This window comes from Pedobacter sp. GR22-6 (genome assembly GCF_037402555.1).
GTDB lineage: Bacteria > Bacteroidota > Bacteroidia > Sphingobacteriales > Sphingobacteriaceae > Pedobacter.
The window spans coordinates 296,645-307,755 of record NZ_JBBEUC010000005.1; the positions used below are offsets into that span (position 1 = coordinate 296,645).

Sequence of the window (11,111 nt, forward strand, 5' to 3'; positions counted from 1 at the left end):
AAAATTAGTTTTATAATTTCGTATTCCCATAAAAAAATCCGTTTTGAATAAAACTTACTTAAAACTATCATTAGACCTTGATTTTGTACTTATTGCCATTACCGCTTCCCTTAAAGATTATGTACTGTGCCATAAGATAAATACCAGTCTGAATTTTAATTTTGAAAAGGTTGATGATCACGAGGTTTACTTCAATATCGACGAAGATCCCCTCGCTTTTTCTAAATATTATTACTTTGTGGAGCAGGGGGAGATCGAGTATTACATCCTGAACAACAGAAATGCAGAAGGGTTTTTGATTCCTGAAATGAACAAGGTTGATTTCTTCCTGCTCATCCACCAGTATATCGACAATGAGGACCTGAATTTTCTGCTCAGTGGTCTAAATAAACTTGCTGATATTCAGGTAGCTGCACAGATAAATCCACATAAATTAAAATCCAGGCAAAATTTGGTAATGTAAATTTTATATTAGAAGGTGTATTAAATACACTATATTTGAAATTTACAAGACAAGATAATAAGCATAAAAATATAATGAAACCATTTCATTCAAGAACAAAAATCGTGGCCACTCTAGGTCCAGCATCTGCCAAACCCGAAGTTTTATATAGTATGTTCAATGCAGGTTTGGACGTTTGCCGTCTAAATTTCTCACACGGTTCACAGGCTGACCACCAGGAAGTGCTGGACACGATCCGCGGTATCAATGAAAAATACAATTACAATGTAGGTATCCTCGCAGATTTGCAAGGCCCTAAGATCAGGATTGGCATGGTTAAAGATGGTGGTATCCACCTCGTTAACGGTGCCCGGACCATCATTACTACCCAGAAATGTGTTGGTGATGAAGAGCGTATCTACATTACTTATGAAGCATTCCCAAAAGACGTTAAGGCTGGTGAGATCATCCTTTTAGACGATGGAAAGCTGCAAATGCGTGTCATTGAAACCAATCTTGAAGACGAAGTCCTTTGTGAAGTGGTACACGGTGGTATCCTTACTTCCAGAAAAGGGGTAAATCTTCCAAACACTAAAGTGTCTATTCCTTCCCTTACTTTAGAAGACCGCGATAACCTGGAGTTTGTACTCGCAAACGATGTAGAATGGATCGGACTTTCGTTTGTACGTAATGCAGCAGACATCATCGAACTGAAAGACATTATCAGAGGAAGAGGTAAAACTGCGCGTGTAATCGCTAAGATAGAGAAACCAGAGGCGATTGCCAATATCGATGAGATCATTGCCGTATCAGATGGCGTGATGGTAGCCCGTGGCGACCTTGGAGTTGAGATGCCAATGGAAGAAGTACCGTTGTTGCAAAAGATGATCGTTCAGAAATGCCGTGCGGCTTCTAAACCAGTTATTGTCGCTACCCAGATGCTGGAAAGTATGATCACCACTCCGCGTCCTACACGTGCCGAAGTGAATGACGTAGCCAACTCTGTATTGGACGGTGCTGATGCAGTGATGCTGAGCGGAGAGACATCAGTGGGTGAGTTTCCACTGATCGTAATCGAGACCATGCAGAAAATCATTCAGAACATTGAGCAAAACAACTATCCTTTCCATCCGGAAAAATTCCTTAAGCCAAAAGCAGAAAGCTTCCTGAGCGATGCAGTATGTGATTCGGCATGCTTCCTTGCAAAGCAAACCAATGCTGTTGGTATTGTTTCCATGACAGTAAGCGGTTATACCGCATTCGAAATTTCCAGCCACAGGCCAAAAGCGCATACGTATATCTTTACTAGCAATAGGAGCTTGTTGAACAGCCTGAGCCTGATCTGGGGTGTACAAGGTTTCTATTACGATAAATTCGAAAGTACTGATGAGACCATTCAGGACGTGAATGACCTGTTGAAAGCCGAAAAGCTGGTTAAAGCCGGAGATGTGATCATTAACACTGCAGCTATCCCTATGGAGCAAAAAGGCAAGACGAATATGCTAAAAGTTACAGTTATTGAATAAAATGCTTTAGCATTCAAAAATTTTTCTACTTTTGCAATCCGCAAAAAGGAGAGGTGTCCGAGTGGTTGAAGGAGCACGCCTGGAAAGTGTGTATACCTCAAAAGGGTATCGCGGGTTCGAATCCCGCCCTCTCCGCCAGAAAAAAATAGAAAAGTCCCCGGAATTCCCGGGGACTTTTTTTATGTCCCTAAAAAGCATATATTTATTATTCACATTATAACGCATCATCCTATGGGATTTCTTAGCAGACTTTTAGACGAATTTATAGATGTTATTGAATGGGTAGACCACACTCAGGATACCCTGGTTTGGAAATTTCCGCGCAATGACAACGCCATAAAAATGGGCGCTAAACTTACAGTGCGTGAATCACAGGTTGCCATTTTTATGAATGAGGGGCGTATTGCGGATGTATTTACTCCGGGGATGTACGAACTCAGCACGCAAAATATCCCCATCATGACTACACTGATGAGCTGGAAATATGGCTTCAACAGTCCATTTCAAGCAGATGTATATTTCCTGAGTACCCGACAGTTTGTCAACCAAAAATGGGGAACCAAAAGCCCTGTCATGGTACGTGATGCTGAATTCGGGCCGGTACGTCTGCGTGCTTTGGCTCCTTCAATTTTAAAATATTGGATGCCAAAGCATTTCTAACACAGGTTGTGGCTACCAATCCTAGTTTTAGCGTAGAGGACATCAATGAGCAACTGCGCAACACTGTTGTTGCCAGGGGTATGGATGCTGTAGCTGAATCTAAAATACCTGTGCTGGATATTGCGGCAAACTATGATGAAATGGGCCTGCTTATTACACAGCGGATACAGCCTGACTTTGCCGAACTCGGTCTCCAGCTCAGCAAATTATTGGTGGAAAATGTATCACTTCCGCAGGAAGTAGAAGAAGCGCTCGACAAACGCAGTCAAATGGGCATTATTGGAAATCTGGGGGCTTATGCACAGTATCAGGCGGCCAATGCCATTGAGAAATCAGCTGAAAATACCATTGGCGGTAATCTTGGTGCTGCAGGTATGGGACTTGGTGTCGGCGCAGCCATGATGGGCCAGGTAGGCAATATCTTTCAGGCCAACCAGTTTGATCCCAATGCAAAGACTGCCGATGTGCCGCCAGTGCCGCAAACCGTTGAATACCATTTTGCAAAAGAGGGTAAGGCTGATGGCCCACATAGTTTGAGCGAGATTAAAGCGCTGATTGTTTCGGGAGCCATCAATAAAGAAACCCAGATATGGAAAAAAGGAATGCCTGCATGGGCGCGAGCCGCAACTATTGCGGAGCTTTTTGACCACGAACCTCCCCCATTATCTTAATTGCCGCTCAGTCGGATTTCCTATGAATGACCTCACTCGTCCTGGCACGATCAATCCTTCCCTGCAATGTCAAGGCTGTGGTGCTTTATTACACTTTGCTCCCGGTACCCGTAACCTCAAGTGCGACCACTGCGGTGAAAGTAATGCTATAGAAAGCAGTAAAGTCCAAAAGCCAATACAATCTGTAGATTACGACCGTTTTGTAGCCAGTATTGATCAGCATAAACAGGCTGACCATATGAAAGTGGTTCGTTGCAGCAACTGCGGTTCAGAAACGGTACTCAGTGCATTTACGACTTCTGATAAATGTTCATTTTGCACAGCGCCCCTGGTGCTCAGCCCGCAGGACGGACAGCAGTACCTGCCTCCGCATTATATTTTACCTTTCGAAGTCAACAGGCAGCAGGGGCTGGATTGTTTTCAGAAATGGCTAAAAGGACTTTGGTGGGCACCAAATGACCTGGCTAAAAAAGTGAGTAGCAGTTCCAGCTCCCTTCAGGGGATTTATTTGCCACACTGGACTTATGATACCAATACGGTAACCGATTATACCGGACAGCGCGGCGATTATTACTATACCACTGAAAGCTACAGTGAAACCGTTAACGGTAAGACCGAGACCCGTACCAGACAAGTACGGCATACCCGCTGGTCTTCAGTATCTGGCAGGGTCAACTGCAGCTTTTACGACCTGCTGGTCCCGGCCAGTAAATCATTGCCACAGCAGAGTCTGGATAAGCTTGCTCCCTGGAAATTCGAGCTGATGGTTGATTTCGACGAACGCTACATGAGTGGTTTTCGGTCCGAGACCTACCAGATTGATCCTAAAGAAGGCTTGTTGCTCGCCATTGAGCAAACTGAGGCAGAAATCAGGTCAGAAGTGAGCCGGGATATCGGGGGTGATGAGCAAGTGATCGATGATGCCGATACCGAATACCTGGATAAGGCGCTGAAATACCTTATGCTACCGGTATGGACCAGTGCTTACAATTACAACAATAAAATCTACCAGTTCACCGTCAATGCCAGTACAGGAGAAGTGATCGGCCAGCGCCCATTAAGTGCTGTCAAGATCGTTTTATGCGTGCTGCTGGTTCTTGCTCTGCTGGCAGCAGCATTCTTTTTGGTTTAAGCCTTTTTAAGACCTTTGCCATTGCATTCCCATTCCAACTGCGTAGGATCTTCGCTAAAAAGTACTTTTAGCGCGGATGGAGTGGGAATGTAGCGAAGATGGTGTGGAGATGGGTGGAGCAGTCCAGGAGATTAGTACAAAGCTGTATTTAGGACGAATTGCCCTAAAAAACAAGCCCGGCGAAATTGCTTCCGCCGGGCTCAACCTTAAACTTATGAAAAAAAATATTATTTGCTGATTTCTATGGCATCAGTACCTTTCCAGTTGCCAAATGATTTTTTTGCCAGAAGTTTTGCATCTGTAAGGCTGATGTTGCCCGCGATGGTTAGGTAAATGCTGGAAGGAACCATCAGATCGTGGTGCAGGGACCGGATATCATTTAACGTCAAAGCTTCTACTGCGGCTACAGTCAGTTCCGGAGCATAGTAACGATCTCTGGCTTCAATGCTTTTGATCAGTTCTGCTTTGCAGATATCAAATACTTCCTGGTCCATTGTTGGTTGCTGTACGCTGGTAGACAAAGCCTGTAGCGCCATGTCGAAATCTGAACTTACTGCGTTGATGTTGCCGCCTTTTTCGGAAAAGCTTACTTGCTGGGCCAATTGACCGGCAGTGGTATTGAGTATGGCGGTCAGCACTTCCTGTGCGCCGGTTTTGCTGACCGAAGGCCGTGCTTCTGAATTGAAACTTGAAAATACTTTGCTTGCGCTCTGGTTCTCTGCTACGATCACGGTCAGACCATTTTTTAGCTTAAAGCTAACCGGATCTTTCATTGCACTGGATTGTGCCTGAATAGATTGTGATGTGAGGAGAGCGGTAGCAATAATAAATAGGTTTTTAATTGTTCTCATAGATTTTTTAATGTAAAATAACATCGGCAAAGTTATGGCTTACGTAAATGTGGTAAAATGGAGAATAGGTAGAAAGGCATTATCTCCCGTTAAGTCGGTCAGTTTGCCTGTTCATTTTGTTCATTTTTGTTTACTGTTAGTTATTATACTATTTTTAGCTTAATCAGACCACGACCAAATGAACTGCTTAATTGTAGACGATGACAGTCTCGCGCGCACAGCATTGAAACAAATGCTCAGCATGGATCCACAGCTACAGCTGTTGGGCGAGTGTGCTGATGCGCTGGAGGGATACAAAGAGATCATGGTCAACCAGATCGATGTGCTTTTCCTGGACATAGAAATGCCTGGAATGAGCGGGATAGAGCTGGTGAAGATTCTGGCTGGCAAACGCCCTATGGTGATATTTACAACGGCTACCACCAACTATGCTGCGGAAGCTTTTGACCTCAACGTAGTAGACTTCCTGATCAAGCCGCTTGTGCCTGCGCGTTTCCTTCAGGCGGTGGAAAAAGCTAAGCATATTTTAAAAACAAAAAACCTATCGATCAGCAATAAGGAAGACGAATTTATCTTCATCAGGGATTCCAATGTGGTAAGGCGGCTGAAAGTAAGCGACATTTTATTTATGGAGGCTATGGGCGATTATGTTAAGATTTATGTTCCGGATCATGTCTACAGCATCCACTCTTCACTCAAGGCTGTGGAACAGAAGCTTTCTCAAAGTATTTTTTTAAGGGTACATCGCTCATTTATCGTCAATGTGAGTAAAATAGATACCCTGGAAGGTGGTACGCTGATCATTAATAAATTGCTGGTTCCCGTATCTGATGCTTACCGCTCGGCCCTAAACAAACGCATGCAGATTTTGTAATCTTGTTCAGTTATTGTATCGGATTTGATACAATTTTTGATTGCGTTCATCAAATAAAGACAGCCTCACCTACATATTCAACTTCCTATGCAATACCAGCTAAATCGGCTTTAATTAATCATTTGGGGCGATTTTTTTGGTTATTTATGAAACTTGGCACATTTCTTTCAGCATGCCTGAAAAACATACATTAAATTTTAAACACATGAAGAAGATAATTATTTTGGCCTTAGGCCTATTCGCAGCAACTGCAGTTCATGCACAGAGCCCGATCAGATTGGGAGTAAAGGCAGGTTTAAATATTCCTGATATCATCAAAGGTGATGGCAACAATGACTTCGATACGAAAGTAAACCCGGGTTTCAATGCGGGTGTAACTTTGGATATTAAACTGATAGAAGGTTTGGCTTTCACTCCGGAGCTATTATACGCAACTAAGGGTTATAAAGCAGAAACCGCTTTTGGTGAATTCACACAGACCACACACTTTATTGATGTGCCGATCCTGGCTAGTATCAAACTGGGTGGCAGTGGATTGAACCTGGTAGCTGGTCCGCAGGTGTCTTTCCTGACCAGTACCAAGAATAAATTTGAAAATGGATTTGGATCTGCTGAGGAAACGATTATCGAAGACAAATCTGACCGTTTCAAGAAAAGCCTGGTAGGTGGTTTGATCGGATTCCGTTATGACATCAGTGACCAGATAGATATCCACGGTCGTTACGCACTGGACTTCCAGAAAAACAACGAAGACGGTTCAAGAGAAACTCCTGAGTACAGAAATCAGGTATTCTCCGTAGGACTGGGAATCAAGTTTTAATGCCTAAATTTAATTTGCCTTAAAGCCGCTGATGAAGCGGCTTTTTTTTTTGAAACAATTTTAGAATAAGCGCGTTAGTTATTTTGGTAAAGGTATAAAAGCCTATGAATTTTTAACCTAAATTGATATGATTATGAAAAATCAGCAAGATTTGAAACACACAGGAAACGAGCAGGGCAGAACTACTTCTGACCGGGTTTATCGGAGTGCTAAACAGGATAAAAAAATGACTGGTATCACCAATGGCGGCGGTCAGCGCTCTGACCAGACTTCTAATAAAGACAATGAGCGCAAGCGTGAAAGACACTGATCCCTAATACCAATGGAGGATAACATTCCTATCTTTTCGAAAGCGGTCTTTAAAAGGCCGCTTTTTTATTTTATGTTTAACTTTGAATTTTTTGCTAACCCATACCATACTATATAATGACCCTTAAGCACCATTTGACCTTCAGTTGCCTTCTTGCCAGCTCTTTATTTTACACCTCCCTTCATGCGCAGCAAAAAACTTACCTCCAGACCTTGTCGGAACCCAACCACTGGGTAGATTCTGTTTTCAGAAAACTGAATAAAAGGGAAAAGATTGCGCAAATGTTCTTCGTGAGGGCACATACCAACTTTAGCAAAGCTTACGAGGATTCTGTAGGTATGGTGGTAAAAAAGGAAAGAATAGGAGGACTGGTCTTTTTTCAGGGTGGCCCTGGTAGGCAGGCAATCCTGACCAATAAGTACCAGGCTATGGCCAGGGTTCCGCTATTGGTAACTTCAGATGGGGAATGGGGTCTGGGCATGCGTCTGGACAGTACGATTTCTTACCCCTATCAAATGGCCCTTGGAGCAATACAGGACCGGGAGCTGCTGTACAAAATGGGACTGGAAGTAGCCAAAGATTACAAGCGTATCGGGATGCACATGAACCTGGCTCCGGATGTAGATGTCAATAACAATGCACAAAACCCAGTGATCAACTTCCGGTCTTTTGGGGAAAATAAATACAACGTAGCGGCAAAGGCAGAAGCCTACATGAAAGGAATGCAGGACGGTGGCTTACTCGTGAGCATCAAGCATTTTCCCGGACATGGTGACACGGATGTAGATTCGCACTATGACCTGCCTCAGTTGAAGTTCAGCAAGGAGCGCCTGGATAGCCTGGAGATTTATCCCTTTAAAGAACTGATCAAACAGGGTGCATCAGGGGTCATGATTGCGCACATGAATATCCCGGCGCTGGACAATACGCCCAATATGCCTTCTACATTGTCCAAACCGATTGTAACCGGGATTTTAAAGGAAGAGCTCGGATTTAAAGGTTTGATCATCTCTGATGCGATGGGCATGAAGGGGGTGGTGAAATTCTTTAAGGAAGGGGAGGCTGATGTAATGGGAATCATTGCCGGAAATGATATTCTGGAGCTGTCGGAAGACAGTAAAAGGGCGGTGAAGCTGGTACGTAAAGCGGTGTCACAGGGACGGATCAGCATGGAGCGGATTGATGAAAGTGTCAGGAAGATCCTGATGGCGAAATATTGGGCAGGATTAGATCAAAAGGATACGGTAGACGAAAGAGGGGTACTTGCCGGTGTCAACCGTGCCGAAAGTCTCGCTTTGCGGGTACAGCTGGCCAATGCTTCCATGACTATGCTTCGTGGAAAAGCGGAGCTAAAGACACTGGATGCCGAAAAACGTACGGTAATCATCAGTATCGGCACTCCCGGGGTCACAGATTTTCAGCGGGAACTTGGTACGCATTACAAAAACTCTATATTCTATTCCCTGGATAAAAATGCCACTGCAAACGAGATTGCCAAAGTATTGCGGGAACTGAAAGCTTTCGACCAGCTGATTATTGGCATTCACGATACCCGTCTGAGACCTGGGAATGGAATGGTACTGAGCAATGACCTCAAAATGTTCATTAAGGACATGTCGCTGAGCAATGCAATTTTTGCCTTGTTTGCCAACCCCTATAACCTTGCGGCTTTGTCCGGTCTGGAAAATAGCCGGGGCTTGCTGATCGCTTACCAGAAAGAAGATTTTATGCAGAAGGCGGCAGCGGAGGTCTTCAAGAATCAGGTTATTCCGACTGGAAAACTACCCGTTACTGTAAACACCTTTTTTAAATACGGCGAAGGGCTCTAAATTGAAATGGATTACCTGGACATACATACCCACAATGAACAGCGGCTGCCCGGAGTAAGGGCTATACTGAGCCTTTCCCTGACAGGGGATGAGGTGCCGGAATACCCTGAGCGGGACTTGGCGCTGGGCTTACACCCCTGGTTTGCTAAACCGCAGCAGTTGAATTCCGACTATGCCCGACTGAGGGAGGCTGCAAAGCTTCCGCAGGTGAAGATGATCGGAGAATGCGGTCTGGATCGCTTCAAAGGTCCTTCTCTGCCAGAGCAGACCCTGATCCTCAGGAAGCAGTTCGAACTGGCGGATGAACTACAGAAGCCTGTGATCCTGCATTGCGTGCGCTGCTTTGATGAACTCATCGCCCTACGAAAGGAGATGAAGCTGGAAATCCCGATGGTACTGCATGGTTTTAATAAGAAAAAAGAACTCGGACGGCAGATGCAGTCGCTGGGTTTTTATCTTTCCTTTGGGAAGGCATTGCTGGATGCCGATTCGGGTGCTGCTGCCCTGGCAAGGGAAGGGGATGTATTTTTTCTCGAGAGCGACCACGATGAACACCGCATTGAAGAAATCTATGAAGCAGCAGCAAATTTAAAAAACTGTAGTGTGGAAGAGCTTAAAGCACTTATTTTTGCGAATTGGAATCAAATAATTCGATAGTATGCCTGATTTAAATTGGTTGTCGCGTTCTGCTTTGTTGCTGGGCGATGAAGGAATTGATATTTTACAGCAAAAGCATGTGCTGGTGGTTGGGCTTGGTGGGGTAGGCTCTTTTGCTGCGGAATTCATCTGCCGCTCGGGCATTGGAGAAATGACGATTGTAGATGGTGATGTAGTAGATCCCAGTAACCGGAACAGGCAGTTGCCTGCCTTATCTACCAATCATGGTGTGAGTAAGGCCGATATCATGGCCGAACGTCTCCTGGCCATCAACCCAGAACTCAAACTCCACGTAGTCAAGGATTTTCTGACGCCTCAGAAATGCAGGGAACTGATGGAAAACCAGTTTGATTATGTGATGGACTGTATAGATAGCATCACGCCTAAGGTGATCCTGCTCTCCAAAGCACTGGAAAAGAACATGCCCATTGTAAGTTCTATGGGGGCGGGAGGGAAAGTAGACCCTACACAGCTGCGTGTGACTTGGCTGCCAGATACTTACCAATGCGTGTTTGCACAGTATGTGCGTAAGCGGATCAAAAAACTCGTGAATTATGAGCGTGTAAAGGCCGTGTTCTCCACCGAAGCGGTAAAGAAAGAATCGTTGGTCATGACCGATGGTAGCAATTTCAAGCGTTCCGCATATGGAACAATATCTTACCTGCCCGCGGCCTTTGGCGGTGTTTGTGCTTCGGTAGCCATCAGGGATTTACTGGGGATGCCCATTGAGATGGCAGAGCGACCACCAAGGATTGCTACCAAAAAGAAAAAGGCCAAAGGAAAGACTGCTTAATATTTGTTGTTTTCAGGTTTGATCGCCGCAGATGTCCAGCCTTTCAAAAACTCCATGACTTTCTTTACGCTGTGGCCCTTGCCTTCTTCCAGGTAAGCAGAGTTTTGGGTGTGCAGCACTTTGCCGTTGCCATCCAGGATCACAAAGACAGGGAAGCCAAAGCGACCAGGGTAACCCAGACTGGAGAGCACGGCAGCATTTTTATTTTCCTGGCTGTAGTTTACCAGTACAGTTTCATAGTTGGCATTTAAGTACTCTTTAAGTTCGGGTGTCTCCTCTACCAATTTGTGGAAAGCGATACACCAGCCACACCAGTTGCCCCCAACCTGCAAAAACACATGCTTGTCTGCTTTTTTTGCTTTGGCCACTGCGGCATTTATCTCTGCTTGGGCATTGGCCTGCGGGTTGTAAAGGTGTACTGCAGCAGGTTTCTGTGCTACAGCAATTTTTTCTTGTGCCAGAACGGATCCGGAGATCAGAATGAGCGCGGACAGCGCTATAATTGATTGCTTCATCTGCTTAAATTTTAATACAATTTTAAGGATT

At 44.8% G+C, this 11,111-nt stretch carries 12 protein-coding genes, 1 tRNA gene and 1 pseudogene; 12 read left to right on the forward strand and 2 right to left on the reverse strand.

Annotated elements, in window-relative coordinates; genetic code table 11:
* The first annotated feature begins 43 nt into the window (after positions 1-43).
* The 6 genes and pseudogenes from WAE59_RS21990 to WAE59_RS22015 all read left to right on the forward strand — a co-directional run bounded on the left by WAE59_RS21990 (position 44) and on the right by WAE59_RS22015 (position 4,431).
* A complete protein-coding gene (locus WAE59_RS21990; RefSeq protein ID WP_337858144.1) occupies positions 44-463 on the forward strand; it encodes an IPExxxVDY family protein in 420 nt (139 codons plus the stop codon).
* Positions 464-537: 74 nt separating this feature from the next.
* Complete coding sequence (pyk, locus tag WAE59_RS21995; protein ID WP_337858145.1) at positions 538-1,968, forward strand: pyruvate kinase; 1,431 nt, start codon at positions 538-540, stop codon at positions 1,966-1,968.
* A 47-nt stretch (positions 1,969-2,015) separates the two neighbouring features.
* Positions 2,016-2,106 (forward strand) — tRNA-Ser (locus WAE59_RS22000).
* 204 nt (positions 2,107-2,310) lie between these two features.
* Positions 2,311-2,873 (forward strand): annotated as a pseudogene (locus WAE59_RS22005) (SPFH domain-containing protein); the annotation flags it as partial.
* A 156-nt stretch (positions 2,874-3,029) separates the two neighbouring features.
* A complete protein-coding gene (locus WAE59_RS22010; protein ID WP_337858203.1) occupies positions 3,030-3,299 on the forward strand; it encodes a DUF4339 domain-containing protein in 270 nt (89 codons plus the stop codon).
* A 22-nt stretch (positions 3,300-3,321) separates the two neighbouring features.
* Positions 3,322-4,431 (forward strand): zinc finger domain-containing protein, encoded by a 1,110-nt coding sequence (locus tag WAE59_RS22015; protein ID WP_337858146.1) that lies wholly within the window; start codon positions 3,322-3,324, stop codon positions 4,429-4,431.
* A gap of 227 nt (positions 4,432-4,658) precedes the next feature.
* Here WAE59_RS22015 and WAE59_RS22020 read toward each other — a convergent pair whose 3' ends face one another.
* Complete coding sequence (locus WAE59_RS22020; RefSeq protein WP_337858147.1) at positions 4,659-5,282, reverse strand: insulinase family protein; 624 nt, start codon at positions 5,280-5,282, stop codon at positions 4,659-4,661.
* A gap of 178 nt (positions 5,283-5,460) precedes the next feature.
* Here WAE59_RS22020 and WAE59_RS22025 point away from each other — a divergent pair, with 178 nt between their 5' ends.
* From WAE59_RS22025 to WAE59_RS22050, 6 genes are all read left to right on the forward strand, one after another.
* Positions 5,461-6,156 (forward strand): LytR/AlgR family response regulator transcription factor, encoded by a 696-nt coding sequence (locus WAE59_RS22025; RefSeq protein WP_337858148.1) that lies wholly within the window; start codon positions 5,461-5,463, stop codon positions 6,154-6,156.
* A gap of 205 nt (positions 6,157-6,361) precedes the next feature.
* Complete coding sequence (locus WAE59_RS22030) at positions 6,362-6,976, forward strand: porin family protein (protein ID WP_337858149.1); 615 nt, start codon at positions 6,362-6,364, stop codon at positions 6,974-6,976.
* Between the two features lie 133 nt (positions 6,977-7,109).
* The gene (locus WAE59_RS22035) at positions 7,110-7,286 is read left to right on the forward strand and encodes a hypothetical protein (RefSeq protein ID WP_337858150.1); all 177 of its coding nucleotides are present in this window, start codon (positions 7,110-7,112) and stop codon (positions 7,284-7,286) included.
* A 116-nt stretch (positions 7,287-7,402) separates the two neighbouring features.
* A complete protein-coding gene (locus tag WAE59_RS22040) occupies positions 7,403-9,115 on the forward strand; it encodes a glycoside hydrolase family 3 protein (RefSeq protein ID WP_337858151.1) in 1,713 nt (570 codons plus the stop codon).
* A gap of 6 nt (positions 9,116-9,121) precedes the next feature.
* Positions 9,122-9,772, forward strand: coding sequence for a TatD family hydrolase (locus WAE59_RS22045; RefSeq protein WP_337858152.1), 651 nt, complete (start codon positions 9,122-9,124; stop codon positions 9,770-9,772).
* Between the two features lies 1 nt (position 9,773).
* Positions 9,774-10,565: a tRNA threonylcarbamoyladenosine dehydratase gene (locus WAE59_RS22050; protein WP_337858153.1), complete on the forward strand. Its 792-nt coding sequence runs from the start codon at positions 9,774-9,776 to the stop codon at positions 10,563-10,565.
* On the opposite strand, the gene WAE59_RS22055 is transcribed toward WAE59_RS22050, so the two are convergent.
* Positions 10,562-11,080: a thioredoxin family protein gene (locus tag WAE59_RS22055; RefSeq protein WP_337858154.1), complete on the reverse strand. Its 519-nt coding sequence runs from the start codon at positions 11,078-11,080 to the stop codon at positions 10,562-10,564. The two genes, WAE59_RS22050 and WAE59_RS22055, sit on opposite strands and share 4 nt — an antisense overlap.
* Between the last annotated feature and the right edge of the window lie 31 nt (positions 11,081-11,111).